The sequence below is a fragment of the Photobacterium phosphoreum genome (assembly GCF_002954725.1).
In the GTDB taxonomy this organism is placed as follows: Bacteria; Pseudomonadota; Gammaproteobacteria; order Enterobacterales; family Vibrionaceae; genus Photobacterium; species Photobacterium phosphoreum.
Window position 1 is genome coordinate 453,669 of sequence record NZ_MSCQ01000001.1, and the last position, 21,741, is coordinate 475,409.

19 protein-coding genes and 1 other RNA gene are annotated in these 21,741 nt (G+C 39.3%); 9 read left to right on the forward strand and 11 right to left on the reverse strand.

Features of this window, described 5'->3' with window-relative positions; genetic code table 11:
• Positions 1-34: 34 nt before the first annotated feature.
• Positions 35-2,800, reverse strand: a complete 2,766-nt coding sequence (locus BTO21_RS01975) for an insulinase family protein (RefSeq protein ID WP_045027040.1) — start codon at positions 2,798-2,800, stop codon at positions 35-37.
• A 276-nt stretch (positions 2,801-3,076) separates the two neighbouring features.
• Here BTO21_RS01975 and sixA point away from each other — a divergent pair, with 276 nt between their 5' ends.
• Both sixA and BTO21_RS01985 read left to right on the forward strand, forming a co-directional pair.
• Positions 3,077-3,550 carry a phosphohistidine phosphatase SixA gene (gene sixA / locus BTO21_RS01980; RefSeq protein WP_045027041.1) on the forward strand — a complete coding sequence of 158 codons (474 nt, stop codon included), beginning with the start codon at positions 3,077-3,079 and terminating at the stop codon, positions 3,548-3,550.
• Between the two features lie 12 nt (positions 3,551-3,562).
• Positions 3,563-3,922, forward strand: coding sequence for a hypothetical protein (locus BTO21_RS01985; RefSeq protein WP_045027043.1), 360 nt, complete (start codon positions 3,563-3,565; stop codon positions 3,920-3,922).
• Here the strand turns inward: BTO21_RS01985 and smrB are convergent.
• Complete coding sequence (smrB, locus tag BTO21_RS01990; RefSeq protein ID WP_045027044.1) at positions 3,919-4,449, reverse strand: endonuclease SmrB; 531 nt, start codon at positions 4,447-4,449, stop codon at positions 3,919-3,921. The two genes, BTO21_RS01985 and smrB, sit on opposite strands and share 4 nt — an antisense overlap.
• Positions 4,450-4,502: 53 nt before the next feature.
• Here smrB and prmB point away from each other — a divergent pair, with 53 nt between their 5' ends.
• Complete coding sequence (gene prmB / locus BTO21_RS01995) at positions 4,503-5,435, forward strand: 50S ribosomal protein L3 N(5)-glutamine methyltransferase (RefSeq protein ID WP_045027046.1); 933 nt, start codon at positions 4,503-4,505, stop codon at positions 5,433-5,435.
• A 94-nt stretch (positions 5,436-5,529) separates the two neighbouring features.
• Here the strand turns inward: prmB and cydX are convergent, their stop codons facing one another.
• From cydX to BTO21_RS02020, 5 genes are all read right to left on the reverse strand, one after another.
• On the reverse strand, positions 5,530-5,631 hold the full coding sequence (cydX, locus tag BTO21_RS02000; RefSeq protein WP_045027048.1) for a cytochrome bd-I oxidase subunit CydX: 102 nt from the start codon (positions 5,629-5,631) through the stop codon (positions 5,530-5,532).
• Positions 5,632-5,644: 13 nt separating this feature from the next.
• The gene (cydB, locus tag BTO21_RS02005) at positions 5,645-6,781 is read right to left on the reverse strand and encodes a cytochrome d ubiquinol oxidase subunit II (RefSeq protein WP_045027050.1); all 1,137 of its coding nucleotides are present in this window, start codon (positions 6,779-6,781) and stop codon (positions 5,645-5,647) included.
• A gap of 25 nt (positions 6,782-6,806) precedes the next feature.
• On the reverse strand, positions 6,807-8,393 hold the full coding sequence (locus BTO21_RS02010) for a cytochrome ubiquinol oxidase subunit I (RefSeq protein WP_045027051.1): 1,587 nt from the start codon (positions 8,391-8,393) through the stop codon (positions 6,807-6,809).
• A gap of 496 nt (positions 8,394-8,889) precedes the next feature.
• Positions 8,890-9,588 (reverse strand): 7-cyano-7-deazaguanine synthase QueC, encoded by a 699-nt coding sequence (queC, locus tag BTO21_RS02015; RefSeq protein ID WP_105026674.1) that lies wholly within the window; start codon positions 9,586-9,588, stop codon positions 8,890-8,892.
• Positions 9,589-9,831: 243 nt separating this feature from the next.
• The gene (locus tag BTO21_RS02020) at positions 9,832-10,917 is read right to left on the reverse strand and encodes a PLP-dependent cysteine synthase family protein (RefSeq protein ID WP_045027055.1); all 1,086 of its coding nucleotides are present in this window, start codon (positions 10,915-10,917) and stop codon (positions 9,832-9,834) included.
• 391 nt (positions 10,918-11,308) lie between these two features.
• Between BTO21_RS02020 and BTO21_RS02025 the strand changes: the two genes are divergently transcribed.
• Positions 11,309-11,770, forward strand: a complete 462-nt coding sequence (locus BTO21_RS02025; RefSeq protein ID WP_045027057.1) for an Lrp/AsnC family transcriptional regulator — start codon at positions 11,309-11,311, stop codon at positions 11,768-11,770.
• A gap of 73 nt (positions 11,771-11,843) precedes the next feature.
• On the opposite strand, the gene tesB is transcribed toward BTO21_RS02025, so the two are convergent.
• Together tesB and BTO21_RS02035 are read right to left on the reverse strand one after the other, a co-directional pair.
• On the reverse strand, positions 11,844-12,701 hold the full coding sequence (gene tesB / locus BTO21_RS02030; protein ID WP_065195014.1) for an acyl-CoA thioesterase II: 858 nt from the start codon (positions 12,699-12,701) through the stop codon (positions 11,844-11,846).
• Between the two features lie 64 nt (positions 12,702-12,765).
• Positions 12,766-13,074 carry an MGMT family protein gene (locus BTO21_RS02035; RefSeq protein WP_045027059.1) on the reverse strand — a complete coding sequence of 103 codons (309 nt, stop codon included), beginning with the start codon at positions 13,072-13,074 and terminating at the stop codon, positions 12,766-12,768.
• 88 nt (positions 13,075-13,162) lie between these two features.
• Here BTO21_RS02035 and BTO21_RS02040 point away from each other — a divergent pair, with 88 nt between their 5' ends.
• Both BTO21_RS02040 and ffs read left to right on the forward strand, forming a co-directional pair.
• The gene (locus BTO21_RS02040) at positions 13,163-13,900 is read left to right on the forward strand and encodes a VP0952 family biofilm-associated protein (RefSeq protein WP_045027060.1); all 738 of its coding nucleotides are present in this window, start codon (positions 13,163-13,165) and stop codon (positions 13,898-13,900) included.
• A 162-nt stretch (positions 13,901-14,062) separates the two neighbouring features.
• Positions 14,063-14,159: signal recognition particle sRNA small type (gene ffs / locus BTO21_RS02045), an RNA gene on the forward strand.
• Positions 14,160-14,642: 483 nt separating this feature from the next.
• Here ffs and BTO21_RS02050 read toward each other — a convergent pair.
• Both BTO21_RS02050 and BTO21_RS02055 read right to left on the reverse strand, forming a co-directional pair.
• On the reverse strand, positions 14,643-15,455 hold the full coding sequence (locus BTO21_RS02050; protein ID WP_045027062.1) for a hypothetical protein: 813 nt from the start codon (positions 15,453-15,455) through the stop codon (positions 14,643-14,645).
• Between the two features lie 858 nt (positions 15,456-16,313).
• Complete coding sequence (locus BTO21_RS02055; RefSeq protein WP_045027065.1) at positions 16,314-17,822, reverse strand: DUF3360 domain-containing protein; 1,509 nt, start codon at positions 17,820-17,822, stop codon at positions 16,314-16,316.
• Positions 17,823-19,398: 1,576 nt separating this feature from the next.
• Here BTO21_RS02055 and BTO21_RS20015 point away from each other — a divergent pair.
• The 3 genes from BTO21_RS20015 (at position 19,399) to BTO21_RS02065 (ending at position 21,716) form a co-directional block, all read left to right on the forward strand.
• Positions 19,399-19,560, forward strand: coding sequence for a hypothetical protein (locus tag BTO21_RS20015; RefSeq protein WP_170064492.1), 162 nt, complete (start codon positions 19,399-19,401; stop codon positions 19,558-19,560).
• Positions 19,550-19,741 (forward strand): hypothetical protein, encoded by a 192-nt coding sequence (locus BTO21_RS02060; RefSeq protein ID WP_045027067.1) that lies wholly within the window; start codon positions 19,550-19,552, stop codon positions 19,739-19,741. Before BTO21_RS20015 ends, BTO21_RS02060 begins: the two co-directional genes overlap by 11 nt.
• Positions 19,742-20,375: 634 nt before the next feature.
• The gene (locus BTO21_RS02065) at positions 20,376-21,716 is read left to right on the forward strand and encodes a DUF5690 family protein (protein WP_205068414.1); all 1,341 of its coding nucleotides are present in this window, start codon (positions 20,376-20,378) and stop codon (positions 21,714-21,716) included.
• Positions 21,717-21,741 lie beyond the last annotated feature (25 nt).

Consider the following 21,741-nt stretch of genomic DNA (forward strand, 5'->3'; position numbering starts at 1 on the left):
AACCCTATTTATTAAAGTAAATAGGGTTTTTTATTTAGTACGCGTTTTTCTGGAAATTAGCTATAGATTCAATAGCTTTACCTAGAATTAACGGCTCTGCATCTTGATGTGTTTTACCAGTGTAATACATCACTAAACGATTAGCTGTTCGAGGCTTAACCGTATCAACAATAAACTTAATCATGTCTGCTCGGCTCAATTTAGTTAGCTTTTCGACCACTAATTGACGCTGATTGAAGCTTTCATCTTTATTACCAATGCTGACCCAGAATCGCTGTGCACGTGAGCGAAGGTTAGTATCGGGTTCAGATATCTGCGCAATTAACCCCGTTTTACTGGCTTGCCACTGCGCTTCATTTAGCTCTAATAACACCAATGCAAACGCATTAGTAAAGTCGTCAATTGCATCAGATAAGTAACTCGGTTCTGCTACGGGTGATTGAATATATAAGATCAATCCAGGGTGGCGATTTAAGGGTAAATTACCCGTACCTACCATATAGCCGAGTTGCTGCTTAGTGCGTAATTCATGGAAAAACGTGGTCGACATTAAATGGTTTGCCAGCGTGTAAATCGCAATTTTTTTCGGTGTCGTTTGGCGTGATTGGTAATACATTAAAATAGCAGAATCTTCATGATTACAATCTAACTCATAGGTTAAGGTGCCACTATTTTCTAAATGCACTAATGGACGTTGAGATTCACCGTATAATTGATCCGTCACTCTGAAGGCATCTTTTAGTGTTTCAGCCAGTGCCAACGCATCTTTCTTGATCCAGTTACCATACACAAAAGTATCGATGTGTATCTCAGCAAACATCGCTTCAACAAACGGCGGTAGTTCATCAATAGTGATGGTTTCAAGTGCTTCAATGAGGTGCGGATAAGGCGGATTATTTGGTTGTAGTAACCCTGTTAATTGATTAAACAATTGCGAAATAGGTTTATCTTCTGCCGCATTACGCCAATTACGTAACATTTGCGCTTTGATATTATCAAATCGTTGTTGGGTAAAATGACGGTTTTTAAAACGCTCTAAAATCAATTGCATCAGTTGAGGTTGTTTTTCACTAAAACCAGATAGCTGTAGTGTGACCCCACCTTGGTGAGCATATAAATTGTAAGACATACCTGCTATTTCAGCAGGATAAGCCGACTCATTAATGGCTTCTAACAGTAATTCTACACATAAGCGCGTTTTGACAATATTCGCTGTTGAGCTTACCGCATGCGGGCTATCAATCGCGACATAAACAATGCCTTTTGGTACTCGAAAGTCATGTTCTTGTTTATGCCATAATCGAAAGCCGGGTAGATCTTGAATTAATTGCGGCGGTAATTCTGAGCCTGCTTCAAGCGGTAATGGCTCAAATTTTTCGCACAAATAAATATTATGCTCGGGCAATAATAGCTCTGCATCAAGACTAACATTAGTCCAGCCTTCAATTTGTTGAGGCGTAAATGGTGTGACGGAATAAGGGGTATCATACCAAGCCGCGACGCGGTCGTAATACCCACCTTGTGCCACTAATGTTAACCGCATATTATCCACAGTTAGGTAAGCTAATAATTGCTCAAGTAAATCTTGATCATAGCCTTCCATCATATAATCGCCGTAGATAACATCTTCCGCGTTGTAATGCAGCAGGTTCATGACTAAATAACTGACAGTATCAAGTGGACGACTTTTTTCTTGATAACGGAATGCCATTTCCAATACTGATTTCTTTTCTTGATAACGCCACGCATTTAACCCTTGCTGTTTGATGAGGGCAATAAAGGCAAACACACACTGAACGATTTCATCAGTATGTTGCTGACCTTTAGGGGTTAAGTTTAAGCTAATCGTAAATTCGCGGAAGTTATTGCCACTGACACCACCGCCAGCGGTCAATGTATTGATTAAGCCGCGTTGTTTTAAAATCGCCATTAAACTGCCCGCACCTTCATTACCTAATAAATGGGCAATATAGGATAGCGGCTTAATTTGATAATACGCATCAACTGATGGTAGCGAGAACGATAACGTTAGCTTACGCAATTCCTTTATAGGTTCAATTTGAATGAACTTCTGACAGTCATTTGCGGTAACAAATGGCACGTCGATTGCAACTTTTTTAGTCGTAGCATTGGGAATGTGGCTAAAGAATGCTTGGGTGTACTGTTCTAATTCATCCAGCGATTGTGGACCTAACAACACGAGTCCCATCACATCAGCAGAATAATGCTGATGATAAAACGCTAATAAGTCATCGCGAACTGAACGACCATCGCGATCGTCAAGCGTGGTGAGATCGCCAACAGAAAACTTGGCAAAAGGATGCGCTTGATTAATGGTTTCTTTTTGAACTTGATATAAACGACGTACATCGTCTTTTATTTTTAATTTATACTCAGAATCAACGGCTTGTCTTTCTTTGTCTACCGCATCTTCATTGAATAATGGCGCGGTGAAAAATTGACCAAAGCGATCTAATCCTTCCTCAAAAGTATGGGGGCTTATTTCAAAGAAAAACGTGGTGTTTTCGGTGCCTGTCCACGCATTATTACTGCCACCATTACGATTAATAAATGTTTGGAATTCGCCAACACGGGGATACTTCTCAGTGCCAAGAAATAACATATGCTCCAAGAAGTGTGCCATGCCTTGACGATCCATTGGATCATCAAAGTGACCAATTTCGACAGACAATGCAGCAGCAGATCGAGGCGCTTCAGCATCATGAACGAGCAGTACTCGAAGTTCATTCGCTAAAGTGAGGTAGCGATACTGCTTATGATCGTTAGGGCTTGTATGCACAGTAAGAGCCTATTTTTGAGGGAATTAGAGTAAGTATGACGTTCAATATTAAGGCTGGCAAATTGAAGATGAGATTAGATGAATTATAAGTCGCATTTTTGTTAACAAATTGATGAATTAGTTATTACTTAATCAATTAAGCCTTTAAATCGCAGGCTCAACCACAGAATTAAAACTATGTGGTTATGCCAATAATAAAAGCGTGTAATAATCATCGACCCCCTCCAATATGAGAGTGGAAACAGCGATTGTTTAACTGAGGTTACCGGAATATCTATGCAAATTTATATTATGCGTCACGGTGAAGCCGAAAATTTTGCAGCCAGTGATGCAGAGCGCTCATTAACCGCGCGTGGCATCGAGCAATCACAGCAAATGGCAACATTATTGGCATCACATTTGAATGGTGAGTTGGATCATGTTTGGGTGAGCCCTTATTTACGCGCTCAGCAAACATGGCAAGCGATGGTTGATACTTTACCGACGGCGACACTGGTGGGGAGTGTTGAAGATATTACCCCTTATGGTGATGCTGAAACGGTAGCGGAATATATTAAAGCAACCATTGAAACTGAGCAGCCACAATCGTTACTGCTGATTTCACATTTGCCATTAGTTGGTTATTTAACCGCAGAGTTGGTGGCTGGTTTACAACCGCCGATGTTTTTAACCTCTGCTATTGCCGCGATTGATTATGATCCACAAACGGGATCAAGCAAATTATTGTGGCAGCATCAGCCGCATAAATAATGGATCATAACCATGACTAAGCTTGGAATAGTGGCGATTATCAGCCTATTGTTTATTGCAGGATGCAGTGTCGGTGAGCCAGTTCGTATCTCTGCTAATGGGATGGTGAAATGGTCAGACGGACGTACTGAAGGGATGCATGTGTCACAAACGGGCAGTAGCTTAACATTTGCTAACTATTCTAATGAAGTCGGTGCGCCAGCTTTGGTTATTTTTGCGCGTATTGATAGTGCGCGTAATGATGATTGTGAATATTTTTACGTTGAAACCGCAGTTAAAAAACGTCTTAAAGTCTGCGAGACAGGTGAAGTGACGTTATTTAACCGTGGCAAAGTCGTAAAAGTTGGTCATATGGTAAAACCAAGGTATTAGCGCTCAGGTATATCAATTAATACGAGCAATGCACCCGCCCCACCAAATTCTAATGGTGCTTGGTGAAATGCCATTACATCAGGGTGCTGGGCTAACCACATCGGCGCTTTTTGTTTCAATATATATTTACCAATGCCATGCATTACACAAGCGCACGATACGTGTTCTTTGATGCATGCTGCAATCATCGCGGCTAACTCACGTTTTGCTTCTTGCTGCGTCATACCGTGCATATCAAGGTAAATATCAGGTACATAGATACCACGACGTAATTTTTTGACCTCATACTTAGACACACCATCGCGCGCATATTGGGTTGGCCCCGTATCGCTGAGGTGGGGTTCAAACTCATCTGAAAAATAAAACTCATGATTTTGGGTCTCTTTGCCCATCACTTTTGCTTTATCCGCTTTTGAGTTCTGTTGACGTGGCGTGATTATGGTATCATGCGTGAACTTTTTTACGCCTTTTACCTCTGCCTTGAAGAGATTTGAATCGTCTTCAAGCTGTGAATTTTTATTACTCATAATGAAATTCCAACAATTATATAGTGGTATTGTAGCGTTTATCGGAGGCTATTTTGGATAAGATTTTTGTCGACGAAGCTGTCAGCGAACTTCACACATTGCAGGACATGCTACGTTGGACGGTAAGCCGTTTTAATGCTGCTGGCCTATTTTACGGTCATGGTACTGACAATGCATGGGATGAAGCTGTGCAACTGGTCTTACCGACAGTTTACTTACCGTTGGATGTTCCACCGGAAGTGCGTAATTCTCGTTTAACAAGCAGTGAGCGTCATCGTATTGTTGAGCGTGTTATGCGTCGAATTAATGATCGTACACCTGTATCATACTTAACGAATGTTGCCTACTTTTGCGGTATGGAGTTCTTCGTTGATGAGCGTGTGCTTGTGCCACGTTCACCGATTGGCGAACTGATTGAAAACCGTTTTGAACCCTTTCTACAACAAGAACCAACACGGATCATGGATCTGTGTACCGGAAGCGGTTGCATCGGTATTGCTTGTGCACACATGTTCCCTGAAGCAGAAGTGGATATTGTTGATATTTCGACAGATGCACTCGCTGTTGCTGAACAGAATATAACGGATCATGGTCTTGAGCAGCAAGTGATTCCGCTTCGTTCTGATCTTTTGCGTGATATACCGAAAGATAAATACGATCTTATCGTTACTAATCCGCCGTATGTTGACCAAGAAGATATGGACAGCCTACCGGAAGAATTTCGTCACGAGCCAGAGCTTGGTTTAGCTGCTGGTACTGATGGTCTAAAATTAGTGCGTCGTATTCTTGCTAATGCGCCTGATTACCTAAAAGACGACGGTATTTTGATTTGTGAAGTTGGCAATTCAATGATCCATATGGAAGAGCAATATCCGCACATTCCATTTATGTGGTTAGAATTTGCTAATGGTGGTCACGGTGTGTTTATGTTAACCCGTGAGCAATTAGTTGATTGCGCTGAAGATTTTGCTCTTTATCGCGACTAATTAGCCAAACACTTAATAAAAATATTAGCAATAAGAACAATAAAAAATCAGCCATAGATTATGGCTGATTTTTTTTATTGTTATGACAGCTGAATTATTTTACTAACTCATCGTCATCTGTTTCAAGCCATAAAGCATTAATTATCGCAAATGAACAGGCAAGCAAAATACCTAAAAACCACGCTAAATACCACATAGTCAATTACTCCTTAGTACAGTGACGTCTTATTGTCTTCGATATATTTCGTATCAAGACGACCAAACATTTTGTAGTAACACCATGAGGTGTACGCCAATATCACTGGCACCATAACAAATGCGACAATTGTAATTAGATTCAAGGTGTATTCAGACGAACTTGAATCCCAAATGGTCAAACTTACATTAGGATCTAAGCTTGATGGTACGAAGAATGGGAACGTCGCAAAACCAAACGTTAATACCACGCCAACCGCCGTTAGGCTTGAGCATAAGAATGCAAACCCAGCACGTTCAGTACGTGAACATAATGCTGTCAATAATGGCATCACTACCGCAAGAATTGGTGCAATCCACAAGACAGGGTAATTATGGTAGTTAGTGAATAACCCACCCATTTGACGAGCAACTTCTTTGGTTAACGGATCTGACGCTGCATTGGGTAATACTTGTGAGGTGATCACGTAGCCGTTAATACCTTGAGCCACAAAACCCGCAATAATAAACACAATCGCCATTAATATTGCAGAAACAGCTGCAACATTACGTGCTCGCGCATGAATAGCCGCGGTTGTTTTCATTTGTAAGAACGTTGCACCTTGGGTAATAATCATCAGTAGACTGACACCACCACAAAGTAACGCAAACGGATTTAATAACTCAAAGAACGATCCCTTATACGTTGGGATCATAAATTCGTTTAGATCAAACGGCACACCTTGCATCAGGTTACCAAACGCGATACCAAAAATAAGCGGTGGTACAAAGCTACCGACAAAGATCGCTTTATCCCACAAATTACGCCATCGAGTATCGGGCAACTTAGAACGGTAATCAAACCCTAAGGGACGTAACCACAGTGACGCTAGCGCCAAGATCAGTGCTACATAAAAACCAGAGAATACGGTTGCGTACACTAATGGCCATGCGGCAAATAATCCACCACCGGCAGTGATCAACCAAACTTGGTTTCCATCCCAGTGCGGTGCAATGGCGTTAATCATTACGCGGCGTTCGCTATCTGTCTTACCAATAAAAGGTGACAGCATACCTACGCCCATATCAAAGCCATCTGTGATAGCAAAACCGATGCACAACACACCAATTAATACCCACCAGATGACTCGTAAGGTTTCATAATCAAACATTATTCTGTTTCTCCCAGCTTATTGCTTATGCTTCAACCTGATGTGTGATCGTATCTTTAGCGTTATCTTGTTGTTCAAAGTGATAACGGCCTGTTTTTAAGCTACTTGGACCTAAACGTGCGAATTTCGCCATTAGGTAGGCTTCAGCAATAAAGAACAGCGTATAAAGACCAATGATTAACGACAGTGAAAACCATAGCTGTGAGGGTGCTAAATGAGATGCAGCCATATTTACCGGCAGTATTTCACCAATTGCCCACGGTTGACGGCCATATTCAGCGACAAACCAACCGGCTTCAATCGCAATCCAAGGTAAAGGTATGCCATACAGTGCCGCTTTAAGAATCCATTTATTCTTAGTGACTTTATGACGACATGATTGAAAAAATGCTGCGCCAACAATGGCAAACATTAAGAAACCAGCACCGACCATGATACGGAAGGTAAAGAATAACGGCCATACGCGAGGTATAGAGTCATTGGTCGCTTGTTGAATTTGTTCTGGTGTCGCATCAACAACATTCTTAGTATAAGGCTTCAATAATAAGCCATAACCTAAGTCGCCTTTTACTTCATTAAAAGCGGCAATATTGGCGGCAGTTCTATCACCTGAACGTAGTTTTGTTAGTAAGCCATAAGCAACCATACCGTTACGAATACGGGCTGCGTGTTGTTTCTTCAGATCACTAATACCCGTGACTTGAGTATCAAGCGAACGAGTGGCAATAATACCCATTAAATACGGGATCTTAATCGCGTATTCTGTTTCCATCTTATCTTGGTTAGGGAAACCAAAAGCAGTAAAGGCGGCAGGTGCTGGCTCGGTATGCCATTCAGCTTCAATTGCAGCAAGTTTGGTTTTTTGAACATCACCAAGCTCATAGCCAGATTCATCACCTAAGATCATCACGGCAATAATGGCCATTAAGCCAAAAGAGGCGGCAATAGTGAATGAACGACGAGCAAAAGCAAGATCACGTCCTTTAAGTAAGTAGTAGGCACTTACACCTAGAACAAACATTGAGCCACAAACATAACCAGATGCAACGGTGTGTACGAATTTAACTTGCGCGACAGGGTTAAAGATAACTTCAGAGAAGTTGGTCATTTCCATCCGCATGGTTTCATAATCAAAATGTCCACCAACCGGATTTTGCATCCAGCCATTGGCAACAAGGATCAACAATGCTGATAAGTTAGAACCTAACGCAACTAACCATGTTACGCCAAGGTGTTGACGTTTTGATAGGCGATCCCAGCCAAAGAAGAACATCCCGATCATGGTAGATTCAAGGAAGAAAGCCATTAAGGCTTCGATGGCTAATGGAACCCCAAAAATATCGCCAACATAATGAGAGTAATAGGCCCAGTTAGTACCAAACTGAAACTCAAAGGTTAAGCCTGTTGCGACACCAAGTGCAAAGTTGATCGCAAAAAGTTTACCCCAAAATTTAGTCATGTCCTTGTAAACTTGTTTACCCGTTATGACATAAATTGATTCCATAATAGCTAATAGGAATGTCATCCCTAGCGTTAATGGTACGAATAAAAAGTGATACATTGCAGTAAATGCAAATTGAAATCGCGATAAATCAACGACATCGTGTAACATAATAATAAAGCCTTATTTATAATATTAATTTATAAAACTTTAAAAATTAATATTATATTATGAGGTGTTAGATTTATGCTTGATCATTGTTTGTGAACAATAATGGTTATAAATATAACAGCCGTTATTAAATGGAAACGTATTATAAACAACAATTTTTCACTATTTAATTTTATTAAGTCGTGTATTTTGCAATCTAAATATCGTGTTTTATTGTTTGTGTCATATTTTGCATTGTTAGTATGCTTTTGTGTTACCAATTAGGGTTGTAAATGTAAACTGTGGACAATATATATTACGGCAGTCGCTTTTTACTATTTGATTTTTATTTATTAGGGGTTAAGAAATACTGAAGTGTTATTAAATAAGCGGGTAGAGGAAGTAATGTCTAATAAAAGAAGTGTTATTAAAATGTTGTTTTACTCATTATATCGCACGATAATTTTTAATACTCACCCCATATAAACATATGGAGTGAGATAGTAATAGTTTGCTTTTATGCTTTATGCTGTGCTTGTTTCTCTTTTAATGCCGCCATTACCGTTGTTTGATGTTGTAAGTAATCATCTAAACCAGCACGACGTAAATCACAAGATGGGCAATCGCCACAACCGTCACCCACCACACCGTTATAACAGGTTAGTGTCTTCTCACGGACATAATCTAACTTGCCATATTGATCTGCCAGTGCCCATGTTTCGGCTTTATTAAGCCACATTAATGGGGTTGCGATAGTAAACTGACGATCCATACCCAACACTAACGATTGGTTCAGTGAGCGAACAAATTCGTCGCGGCAATCAGGGTAGCCAGAGAAATCCGTTTCACAAACACCGGTGATCACGGTTTCTGCACCAATTTGGTAAGCATAAATACCGGCTAAGGTTAAAAATAAAATGTTACGCCCGGGTACAAATGAATTAGGTAAACCATTGGCTTGTAACTCATGAGAAACAGCAATGCTATCACGGGTTAATGAGCTAATTGCAAGTTCACTCAATAAGCTAACATCCATCACTTTATGCGCAGCAACCCCAAGATCTTTGGCGATATGCTCTGCAATTTCAATTTCTAGTTTATGTCGTTGACCATAATCAAACGTAATACAGTGCACTTCATCGTAGTGCGCTAATGCTTGAATAAGACAGGTGGTCGAATCTTGACCGCCACTGAAAACAACTACGGCTTTTGCCATGATGAATATCCTTTATGAGTGATTACCGATAAACAGTCGGTATAACAACATGCTAATAATGTTATTAGAATGGAGGGGTATGCTAACTCAGCTGAAGACGATAGAAAAGTAGCTATCACAAATAGCATAGATAAAAAAAAGCCGCACTGAGTGTGCGGCATAAAAATAAACAAAATATGGTGTCAATGTACCGCTAATAGACCGAAGTGTAGGGGACGATTAACGGGTACTCATATTTGTTGGTTACGCTAACCATTCACCCGTTTGTTGTAGGTGTTGTAGTTGGGCAAGGTAAGCACTGATATCGCCAATATTTTCAGTGATCCATTCGTCGTTATAATAGGTTTCTAAGTAACGCTCACCGCTATCACACAATAAGGTGACAATTGAACCTGTTTCACCTCGTTGTTTCATTTCGGTTGCTAATTGTAATACGCCATACAGATTAGTACCTGTTGATGCACCTGCTTTTCGCCCAATAATACCTTCCAGCCAATGTACCGTAGCGACACTTGCAGCATCAGGGATTTTACGCATTTCACTGATAACGTTAGGAATGAAACTGGGTTCAACCCGCGGTCGTCCAATACCTTCGATACGGCTACCAGTGTCTAAGGTAAGATTGGCATCTCGTGAGATAAAATAGTCGTAGAACACTGAATTTTCAGGATCAACCACACATAGTTGGGTCGGGTGCATTTGATAACGGATATAGCGCCCAATCGTGGCTGATGTACCACCAGTACCGGGGCTCATCACAATCCAAGTAGGAATTGGGAAACGCTCAAATTTCATTTGGTTAAAAATGCTGTTAGCAATGTTGTTATTTCCACGCCAGTCAGTTGCTCGCTCAGCGTAGGTAAATTGATCCATGTAATGACCATCTAACTCTTTGGCTAAGCGGCGCGATTCATCGTAAATGGCTGCTGATGAGTCAACAAAGTGGGCTTTACCGCCATAAAATTCAATTTGTTCAATTTTTTTACGGGCAGTTTTACGAGGCACAACAGCAATAAAAGGCAAGCCGAGTAAACGTGCAAAGTAGGCTTCTGAGACTGCGGTGCTACCTGATGATGATTCAATTACCGTCGTATCTTGGTTGATCCAGCCATTACATAAGGCATACAGAAATAATGAACGTGCTAAGCGATGCTTAAGACTTCCTGTTGGGTGAGTACTTTCATCTTTTAGATAAAGATCGATACCGTCAAGGCTAGGAATATCTAGTTTAATGAGATGCGTATCGGCAGAACGTTGATAGTCTGCTTCAATGGCTTTAATAGCGTTACTGATCCAAGCGTTTTGTTCTGATGCGGTTTGTATATTCATGGTCTTTCCTTTTTGCTTAATTCGAATCCATCGAGTGTTTACCGAGCCAACTCCTTTGCAGTAACTTGGGTATATAGTAAACAGTAATGCAGGGAAAAGCTTTGCTTTGTTCATCTCTAATTGCTGATTTTTTAGAAATAAATCCTATTTTTTAACTTTAAATTGAAACTATTTTTTATTTATTGTGTTTATTATAGGATTAATTTTTAATTGTGTTTTTTTTGTTGTGTTAAATGTTACCACTTTATATCTGAAATAAAAGTCGGTTTATTGTTAATCTATATAAACAAGCGGTAGCGATTATCATTATTGGCGATTTTTTTTGCCTCTTCGCTGAATAAGAGGTATTTTTCAGTAAGTATTTACCCTTTTATCGTAATTGGTGGAATTAATGGCAGTTTTAGATAGTGTTGATAGAACGTTATTACGTTTGTTACAAGATGACGCAACCATGCCACTGGCAGAGCTTGCAGAAGCCGTGAATTTAACAACCACCCCATGTTGGAAACGACTAAAGCGGCTTGAAGAAGATGGCATTTTACGTCAACGAGTAGCATTGCTTGATCCGGTGAAGTTAGGCATTTCATTTACGGCTTTTGTGCAAATCAAAACCAGTAATCATTCGCAAGATTGGTTTAATCACTTTGTATCGACAGTGACCGAATTTCCTGAAGTGATGGAGTTTTATCGTATGGCAGGGGAATATGACTATATGATGAAAGTACAAGTCGCTGATATGAAAGCTTTTGATAATCTTTATAAGAAGCTAGTGGCTTCGGTTTCTGATCTTACTAATGTAACGTCTACTTTTGCAATGGAACCGCTAAAATACACTACAGCACTGCCTGTTTAGCCTTTGTGTTTATCGGCTCAAAAATAACCCAGCCACCGAATGGCTGAGGTTATTTTTTAAATGATAACGATGATTAACGTTGACGAATCAATCCTTCTTGAACCGCCGATGCGACTAATTGCCCTTGCTGATTATAAATCTCACCACGCACAATGCCACGCGAACCACTCGCTGATGGGCTATCAATCACATACAGTAACCACTCATCAACCTTAAACGGACGGTGGAACCACATTGAATGGTCAATCGTTGCTACCTGCATATTAGGGCTAAACAGTGTTACGCCATGCGGGTGTAATGAGGTGGTTAAAAATCCCCAATCAGAGGCATAAGCCAGCATATATTGGTGAATACTCAAGTTATTCGGCATTTCACCGTTGGTTTTGATCCATAAATATTGCTTTGGATCTTCAATTGTCGGTTTTAAGGGATTCACGACCGTTACAGGGCGCACTTCAATCGGACGTTTATGACCAAACATTTCGACAATCTTTGGTGGTAAATATTGTGCGACCGATTCAACCAATTCACTTTCAGAGGCTAAGCCTTCAGGTCCCATCACATCTGGCATCGTAGATTGATGTTCAAACCCTTGTTCATCTGCTTGATAAGAAGCCGTTAAATAAAAAATAGGGCGGCCATTTTGAATTGCTTTTACTCGGCGTGTACTAAAACTTCTACCATCACGTAGGGTTTCTACATCATAGATAATCGGTTTTTCTGGGTTACCGGGTAAAAGAAAGTAGCTATGAAAAGAGTGTAAATGACGCTCGGGATCTACCGTTTGCTGTGATGCTGATAAAGACTGACCAATAACCTGACCGCCATACACCTGTGGCAAACCTAAGTTCTCACTTTGGCCTCGAAAGAGTTCACGTTCAATTTTCTCTAATTGTAATAGAGTTAATAGATCATCTAATTGTTTGCTCATGGTACATCCTGAAAAATAAAAACTACGGGAATGGTATGCTGATTTAAGGTTGCTGCCAATATGCCTATGAGTGCCCTTGCCAACGATAATAGCGCAGTGATACCAGCCCAATGTCAGACACAGCAACGTTTTCTGCCCGTAAAGCAGCTATTTGTCTTAAGAGTGAATCACCTTTTAATGATATGCGTCCTTGGCTATTAATTACTCGATGCCAAGGTATTTTTGAGCCTTCAGGTAAGGTTGCCATTAGGCGTCCAACATGGCGCGCATAGCCGGGATAACCCGCAAATCTTGCAATTTCGCCATAGGTAGAAACGTGTCCAAATGGAATTTGGTAGACCTGGCTATAGATTTGATTGGAAAAGTCGTCCATATTTATAAGTAGTCGTTAAATAATGTGCTTGGTAAATAATAGCGGCTCTCTCTTTTTAGACAACAGGATAACGCAAGGAGGTGTTGCCATGTTGTATGCTGCTTCATTGGTTACCGTTACTTTAGTTTTAACGGTATTAGGTGTTAGTGCTCTCGGTCCTACTGCGGGAGAACTGCCTGTGTTAGCACTTGCTATTCCTGCGCTGTGGCTATTACCTCAAAGTGGTGTCGCAGGGTGGCTATTACTCTGTGGTTTAGGCGCTTACGGGGCGATGTTACCCGAACAGCCGCTCGCATTGTCAATTAGTCTGTTTATGATGCTGCCTATTTTAATTATTTGTACTTCTGCGAAAGGCTGTTGGCAGCTTGGCGCATTAATGGTTTCGATAGTGCTGTCAATGAACGTTGGTCTAATGGCACTTCAAGGTGAGGGCAAACTTGAAGGTAGCATCAGTGCAACCTTGATCCAAATTGCGGCGATTGGCGTGATCTGGTATGCCGCACGTTGTTGGCGTCCTATTGCTGGCAACACATGGTGGCCATTGTTTGCCGTGTTCCCATTATGGCTCGGAGGCATGGAAGCGGCAGCGTTAGTGGCTTTGTGTGTAACGGGGTTAATTGCCGCGCTACAAAGCCTTGCGAAAATGCAGCATCAAGATTGGATCCCACGCTTAGCCTGTGTTTTACCCGCGATAGGGTTTACGACCTTGGTGGTACTGCCACAATTTAGCGTTGCTAATCCGATTTTAGTCTCATGGTTATTAGTCTTAGGCGGGGGATTATTGGGAGAATCGTTATTAGATGATCCTGAAGAGGAAGATGAATAATCATATTAGCTAACAATAGGTTGACTTTATTACTATTTTGTTTGGTTTTGAGTAAATAACAAGCAGTCAAACAAAAGGGTAAGATAACGGCTTGCATTGTTGGCAAGGTTAATAGATAATCCTTCCCGTTCTCGAGAGAGACAAAGAATCTATGGAGGCCCCCATTGGTCCTCCCGCAACACTAACCTGTGAACTCGGCCAGGCCCGGAAGGGAGCAACCGCAGCAGGCGTCGTGTGTGCCGGGATGTGGCTGGTGGGGGCTTCCACCCATCTAGCGTTTAGCAAATCCCATTTTTAATCAAAATCTTACCATTTAATACACTCTTTACAGTGTAGTTCAATATTATCGTTTTTTTTCCTTTCTTTTTATATTTATCAATACTGCCTTCGTTATAATCTTCAAACTACCAAACTACCAAACTACCAAACTACCAAACTACCAAACTACCAAACTACCAAACTACCAAACTACCCAATATTTAGACCTGTGAGCGAATTACAAGCGTTACTTAATCACTGTATTTCCTGATCACGGCAGCTCCCCGCGTCATTCCCTACAGTGAGGTTACGAACGAGATAGGGAATCTACTATCAGTCTGTTGTAGATCTAATTGGTTTCACTTTTGTTGTAACTAGTTTGTGGACAGAAGCTTGTTAGGTGATTTGCTCTATTTCGGCTGATAGATATTAGGAAAAGTATGGGTAGGTGTCGGCTGCGCGACACATATCTGTTAGGCAAATATTACCCCCATTTTTTCCGCTTCAAAACGAGATTTTTAGGCGCCAAAAAGAATGGGAAAAACTCATACATATAAGGGACAGTCTGCTTTACTCCTTGCAATTCAGCTAAGTTGTGAAGCTCATGTGACAACTTACTTAATAGTGAGTAAAACGGACTCAACAACGAAACCAATGTCCAGACAATATGAAAGTTAGCTTTCTCTGTTGCATGATATAAATAATGAAACTCTGACATCATCATTAGCTCTCCGTCTATGTTTCTTCCGGGATACCACGATGAAGCCATGTTCATTTTATCGGTGTAACGAAAAGCATTCGCCTCGAGTTTTTGTCTCGTACTGTATTTTAATCCCCAAATATGGCTATTAATAACTTCAGACCACATTTTTAGAGGATCTTCATGTTTTGGTGATTCCGTGATTTGGTCGAGGTTATAATATCTAGATCCAGTACCAAACAAAGACAAAACTTCAAGAATTTGCTGTTGATCATCACTACTTTTCATCTCGACATTATGTTTGTTCGCTATCGAACAAGACGCTTTGTACAGATCTAATATATTATGTCCATAAGCCCTAAGTTGCTTATTTGTCGGATTCAAATTATCATTTTCTAACTTGTGTTGCAGGACCACTACAATTTTCATCAAGCGTTCAAAACCAATAGATAATTCAAATAACCCAGAGTAGAAGAACCCCCTACCTTGGTCATCAATATTTGCTCTACGTATAGAGTCTAAACCAGCAAGCAAACTTGATTTTGTTAAATGTCCCTCTTGGGACAAAAGTCTATATTCTTCTTCAAACACAAGCATGAATGCTTCCTATCTTCCTAAGTGTATTAATAAGCATTCTTACTTTCATACAAAAACACACTATATAATTCGTCGAGTATATTCCATTTAACCCATAAATATCATGAGTCTGATTGCATTATTTTATTTCAAAGTATTTATTTTAAATGTAGAAAATAAGAAATGTATTAAGTAAGACTGATAAGCAAAATAATATGTTAATAAAACTAATCCAAAATCACGTTAATACAATATGAATGAGTATCTGTTCTAAATGATAATGGGGCAGAAACGTGTTACGTAAATTTGGTCAATAATAGCTGTATTTAACCGATCCGATACACTGTAACATCCAGATACAACAAAGGCCGCCTAAGCGACCTCTTAAATTGCTAGCATTTAACAGTAAATCTATTTATGTGCACTAACAAACAGTCTTGCATTACTCTCTTTTTATTCACCAGTTTTTATATATATCCAGCCGAAAGCTGGCTATGATTTTAAAATTTTTTATTTTTTAAAATAGCGTAATTAATTAAAGTCATACCAATTACAAATAATACGAATGTCTTTATTGGAAGTACAGTAGCAACTGTGCCAATGATAAGACCACTACCTAAACATAAACAATTGTTCGAGAATCCATTCTTGCTCCTTTACGTACAATTATATTTCTTTAACTACACAATAGAAAAAGTAACGAGAAATAGCCTTAGCTAACGTAAATGCCAGACGGTCTTAGCTGATGCTTTAAATCTAGGGGGTTGAACTGAGTTAAAAGCAGTTGGGTAATAAGATGACGTAATAAAACGTCACCTCACAACGTAATTAAACTTAATAATATAAAGAGTCAAACATTCAATAACTCTTATTTAAAGGTTAACGAAAACTTGGGATAATCGCCGGTATCCCAGGTAGAAGACCAACCAACGCCATCACACCACTTAGCACAATAAACATAGTTCCAGGCAACACCCAACGGCTCATTTTACTAAGTTCACTGCTACGTTCTTTACAACCTACTAAGCCTAAGTTATCTAACAGCATGGTGAGAGACCAGCCAAATGCTGGGTTAACTAGCACTGAAGAAAATACAACAATCGCTGCCGATTGTGTGGTTTTCCCTTCACGCGTCATTTCCATTCCAGCTTCTAGCAATGGAACGAATACCCCAACAATTAGCGCAACACAAAGTACAGGCTGCCATATAGCTAAATCCATTGGGTAGCCCCAAACAGAGGCTATGATACAGAACAGAGCCGTCAGCAAAGCGCCAGCAGGAATAGGACGTTTTGCAATAGCCGCAGGTACGATATAAGTACCCCATGAAGAAGTAAAATTACTACCACCGAGCAGAGAACCGAACGTTTGGCGAATTGAAGCTGTGGTCATGGTATCGTCAATGTTCATATGTACTTTTTCTGTACGTTCTGGATAGCTGATTTTTTGAAACACTTGATGCCCTAAAAAATCTGGCGACCACATAGCCACGGCTAAAATAGCAAAGGGCAATACCACCATGAAATGCTCAAGCGTAGGTAAGCCTAGCATCCAGCCTGTATCTTCCCCCCACCAATACATAGGGTTCATATTGGGCAAACCCAGCTCGGTTTGAAAAGAAAACGGGGCACCCATTGCAAAAGCTAAAGTACCACCCAGCAAGCAACTAAGAGGTACTGCTAGCCAACGCTTACGAAAATGATCCAATAAAGCATATAAAATAATGGTGCAAAAGATCACTACAAAAGCAATATGACTCATACCTATTTCCTCAGCCCAAGCGAACAGATTTTTAACTTGAGAAGCGGTTCCCACAAAGCCAAGGTAGAGCAATAAACCGCCACACACGCCTTTACTGGTGAGATTTGCCAACATGCTGCCACCTTTACTGATAGCTAAGATTAAGCCAAACGCACCAATCAGCAACCCAAAAGCCATAGGATGCCCGCCGGCGGCAACGATAATAGGAATTAAAGGGATTAATGGGCCGTGTGTACCTGCAAGGTTAGCGGTCGGCAATAAAAAACCAGAGAAAAGAATAATGAAAACAGATGCTATGAGTAATTCATAACGAACATTTTCTAAAATAAAGCCTTCATTTAGTCCTAGAGCCTCGGCAAAGGTTGCTGCAATGGCTCCCACCATAACAACTTTACCAATGGTACCCGCCAGAGCAGGGATGGTATCTTCTATCTCAAATCGATAATCTTTAAACGGCAAATTGGGACGCCAGCGTTTAGGCGCCATGATTTGTAATTCGTGCTCTAAATATTGTTCTCGGGAACCAAATTCCGATCTTGGTTTATGTTGTTGGTCATAAGTGAGTTCATCCTCATTGATTTGAGGCTTATCTAGTCGTATATGTACGGACTCTAAAGTACTGCTCATTTTGATTCCTTTCGTTCAGACTCTAAGAAGTGTAATTCCAACAACGTTAATTACTCATGGCACGAAGATTTAGCTCTGCCACAAAGAACTCGATGACTCTATATTATGTATAAGTTGAGTTATTATTAATAAGTGAAGGTAGCTCATTATAAATAGGGGGTGGAACAACCAGAAATATGGTCGTTATTTGTTATAACCCCCTGAAGTTCACTATTAAATAAAAATAACAAATCAACCTACAACCAAAAGTAATCATTAAAATTCAGTTGTTAGTACCTTATACCAAACGAAAAAAAACAAACAGTCTTAGATAGTTAGACATTAGTCGTAGAGTATGGCTATTAGAATGAGAAACTGTAGATAGTATGTATCAATTGTCTTTTTTAAGTTATTATTTTTATAATACAAACGCTAGGTGATTATTTGAATTCAGATTTTGGGGCGTAACGCATTTTGGGGCAGAAACGTGTTAATTTTGAGTCATAGGAGATAGGGAATCTACTATCAGCACGTTGTCGATCTAATTGTTTTCATTGGTGCCTTTAATGCTCAAACGCGTGATGAATAGATCACGGATAGCTCGTGCCTTCCTTTCGAGATGACGGATAATAACCCTTAGTATAATTTTGATTTTAATATGATTAATTTGATGATTGAACGTTATTTTACTGATTCTAAATTGATATAAGGCTTTAGGTTCGATTGAGATTATATAAATAAGATTTGATGCTGAAGCGACATTAACATGCTTCAATCAAAGGATATATTGCAGAAAAAGGTATTAAGCTTTAGCTCGAAGAGCTGATGGAACAGAGAGGTTGTAAAATAAATTGCGGTATATAAATAACTATCAAAGCTTCTAATAAATTAAATGTATTAGAAGCTTTGCTACAGCTTAACGTTGTTCGTTAAACATTAGACACTATTTTTTTAGAAATTTTAGCTAATTTTTTGGCTTTTTTCTCTTTTGTCGTTAAAGATGGTTTCTTATTGCCTTTCTTTGTATCTAGAGACTTACTCATAATACTAACCTCTTATTTTTTTGAGGTTGGTCATCTTGGCCAACGACGGTTTAAATAGCGACATTCGTTTAATCTCGCTTTTCTCTAATATGCGCTTCCCAACTAAAAAATCAATGACATTTATGAAAACAAAAAACTTACTTTTACGAGGGGATAACAATGGCTCTTAACAAAAAGAGGGTGTACTAGTCGTCGTTTTTTTATGATATTTTTGCACTATCAAAAATAAACACATTACGCAAGTAATTATATGAGAAGTGTGTTACAATGACGTGAAATTTTTACAGTATGAAATTAAGATAGAACAGAAACGTGGATACTCTTCATGGTTTTGTTTTATGCCGCGGTACAATATAGATTTAGAACTAAGCTGTTTTTTTATGTGTTTAAGTTCATATTTTTCAATACGTTACGCTCCAATTTTAATTATGTCTCACTGTGAATTTCCGTTGTCTGATATCAACTCATTCCTATTATATTAATCTTTAATTTCAACGAATTGGTTATTTGTCAGCATAAGCTAGATTTGTATATTTAAATCAATAAGGTAAACCATGACTAAGCCTACAGCGAAAGAACCTAAATTATCAATTGACACTAAACCTAAGAAAAAAAAGCCATTAACAGTAAATCAACGGACAGTCAGTATTCGTGAACGTATTGAAAACATTAAAGCTCAACAAGCATGGGATAAGGAATGGGAGTATGACGAATAATCTGGAGTTGATGAATAAAATTAATACTGTCTTATTATTGCATTCCCCGTGTTTAACGCACTGGGAACGTGATTATTTGAGTAATCTCAATCAAACCGTTATCAATCATGGCGAGTTATCTGAGAAACAATTAGATTTATTTAGCAAAATATTATCTCGTCGAAAAATAGTTAACGTTTAATGGCATATTCCTTGTAAATATAACCGATTGTTTCAAGGCTGCTGTTATTCGAATTATGAATTTTAACTATCGTTATTCTCTACCGTGATCATTGAGCATGATAGGCAACTTATTTCTCCGTATGTGTATTATTTAGATGTGAATATTTATGGATACATCGTACTAAAGAGTCATCTAAATAATTTTAGATGGCTCTTTTTGTTGTTGGTCTGTAAATTAAACACCATTATTTTAGCAATGATGGTTCGCTTAAAGAGCCTGCAAAGACGCTGATCTGTTGTTTCAGATATTTTGTTCATTATTGAATATAACAGCGATTTTATCCCCCATTTTTCATGCTTCGTTATGGTTTAATCAGGCACTAGCATGTCTTACTTTTGATTATCAATATATAGCGTTGGCATTCAATCAGATAATAATATCCCGCTCTATTTGTATACCGCATTTAATTGGGAAGATCCCTTTGTTGATATTATATTAAATCAAAATAGCGTATTAATAATGTCATACTACCGTTACGAAAATATCATTGTTTTTAAATAAATAGTTCATAAATGAATACTAATATTCGGCCATAAATTAAATACGGTCTACACCATCGTGGAATATAGACTTGCATGATAATGGATTATTTATGACAGCAATGAAGTTAGGGATGATGCTCCGATTTCGGAATGCACTCGAGCGTTATGATGTACTGTTTGTTATATATACCTCGACAGCAGCATTTATGGCATATCTTTGTGCATATGCATTTAGAAAACCGTTTACCGCTGGAAGTTATGAAAATATTGTTGGTTGGGATTACGATATTGATTTCAAAGTTGCATTAGTTATTGCTCAAGTTTTTGGTTATATGTTATCAAAATTCATCGGTATTAAAGTTGTTTCTGAAATGACTAAGAGCCGGCGTGCAATAACCATTTTTCTGTTATTGATGGTCGCTGAACTTACCTTAATTGCATTTCCATTAGTACCTGCTCCTTATAATATCGCACTTTTATTTATTAATGGATTACCACTAGGCATGATCTGGGGCTTAGTGTTTGGGTTTGTTGAAGGTCGCCGTACGACTGAAATTCTCGGAGCATGCTTAGGGGTTACATTTATTGTCGCTTCTGGGTGGGTACGTAGCATCGGAAAATGGTTAATCGTTGATATGGGGATCCCTGATATATGGATGCCTGCCGTTGCTGGAGCGTTATTTACGCCATTATTGATATTGTCGGTAATAGGGCTTGCGAATATACCACCACCCAGTGCGCTTGATATTGCTGAACGTCAAAAACGGGAGCCAATGAATAAAGCTGCTCGCAAACAATTTTTTATGAAATTTGCCCCTGGGATCATTTTATTAGTATTAGCATTTATGTTCCTGACTGGTATGCGAGATTTTAGAGATAACTTCGAATCTGAATTATGGCACGCATTGGGATATGGCGATGAATCTGGCATTTTTGCTTATATCGGTATTCGTGTTGCTTTCTTCGTTCTGTTTGGTCTTGCGGTAATGGTCGTGATTAAAAATAATACCAAGGCTTTCTTTGCCAATCATATTGTTATTCTTATGGGAGTGACTGTTGTTGGTGGCTCAACGTTGTTGTTTGAATCGGAAATGATAGAGGCCAAAACATGGATGGTTGCATTAGGGGCTGGACTTTATACCGCTTACATTCCTTTCAATTGTTTTATGTTCGACCGAATGATCGCTTCTCTTCAAGTCGCCGCTAATGCGGGGTTTATAATGTATCTTGCTGATTCTGCTGGTTATTTAGGCAGTGTGAGCATCATGTTATATCGTGCGTTTGGACAAGCAGATCTATCGTGGTTAGATTTCTTTATTAATACCAGTTATTTCGTTTCTTTAATAACAGGCTCTTTGATTATTGCTTCATGGATTTACTTTTCCCATATTCTTTCTGACCAACCCGCAGATATATCTGTAATGGCAGAGCCAACATTAGTGAGAGTGTAAAATGCGTCAAGTTGAATACACAGTG

What these genes read in the sequence shown, in the direction of transcription:
- BTO21_RS02050 (WP_045027062.1), bottom strand. Translation starts at nt 15,455, where the DNA reads ATGCTTGTGTTTGAAGAAGAATATAGACTTTTGTCCCAAGAGGGACAT.
- tesB (WP_065195014.1), bottom strand. Translation starts at nt 12,701, where the DNA reads ATGAGCAAACAATTAGATGATCTATTAACTCTATTACAATTAGAGAAA.
- BTO21_RS20015 (WP_170064492.1), top strand. Translation starts at nt 19,399, where the DNA reads ATGACTAAGCCTACAGCGAAAGAACCTAAATTATCAATTGACACTAAA.
- queC (WP_105026674.1), bottom strand. Translation starts at nt 9,588, where the DNA reads ATGGCAAAAGCCGTAGTTGTTTTCAGTGGCGGTCAAGATTCGACCACC.
- cydX (WP_045027048.1), bottom strand. Translation starts at nt 5,631, where the DNA reads ATGTGGTATTTAGCGTGGTTTTTAGGTATTTTGCTTGCCTGTTCATTT.
- BTO21_RS02010 (WP_045027051.1), bottom strand. Translation starts at nt 8,393, where the DNA reads ATGTTACACGATGTCGTTGATTTATCGCGATTTCAATTTGCATTTACT.
- sixA (WP_045027041.1), top strand. Translation starts at nt 3,077, where the DNA reads ATGCAAATTTATATTATGCGTCACGGTGAAGCCGAAAATTTTGCAGCC.
- smrB (WP_045027044.1), bottom strand. Translation starts at nt 4,449, where the DNA reads ATGAGTAATAAAAATTCACAGCTTGAAGACGATTCAAATCTCTTCAAG.
- cydB (WP_045027050.1), bottom strand. Translation starts at nt 6,781, where the DNA reads ATGTTTGATTATGAAACCTTACGAGTCATCTGGTGGGTATTAATTGGT.
- BTO21_RS02060 (WP_045027067.1), top strand. Translation starts at nt 19,550, where the DNA reads ATGACGAATAATCTGGAGTTGATGAATAAAATTAATACTGTCTTATTA.
- BTO21_RS02065 (WP_205068414.1), top strand. Translation starts at nt 20,376, where the DNA reads ATGACAGCAATGAAGTTAGGGATGATGCTCCGATTTCGGAATGCACTC.
- BTO21_RS02020 (WP_045027055.1), bottom strand. Translation starts at nt 10,917, where the DNA reads ATGAATATACAAACCGCATCAGAACAAAACGCTTGGATCAGTAACGCT.
- BTO21_RS02040 (WP_045027060.1), top strand. Translation starts at nt 13,163, where the DNA reads ATGTTGTATGCTGCTTCATTGGTTACCGTTACTTTAGTTTTAACGGTA.
- BTO21_RS02025 (WP_045027057.1), top strand. Translation starts at nt 11,309, where the DNA reads ATGGCAGTTTTAGATAGTGTTGATAGAACGTTATTACGTTTGTTACAA.
- BTO21_RS02035 (WP_045027059.1), bottom strand. Translation starts at nt 13,074, where the DNA reads ATGGACGACTTTTCCAATCAAATCTATAGCCAGGTCTACCAAATTCCA.
- BTO21_RS01985 (WP_045027043.1), top strand. Translation starts at nt 3,563, where the DNA reads ATGACTAAGCTTGGAATAGTGGCGATTATCAGCCTATTGTTTATTGCA.
- BTO21_RS02055 (WP_045027065.1), bottom strand. Translation starts at nt 17,822, where the DNA reads ATGAGCAGTACTTTAGAGTCCGTACATATACGACTAGATAAGCCTCAA.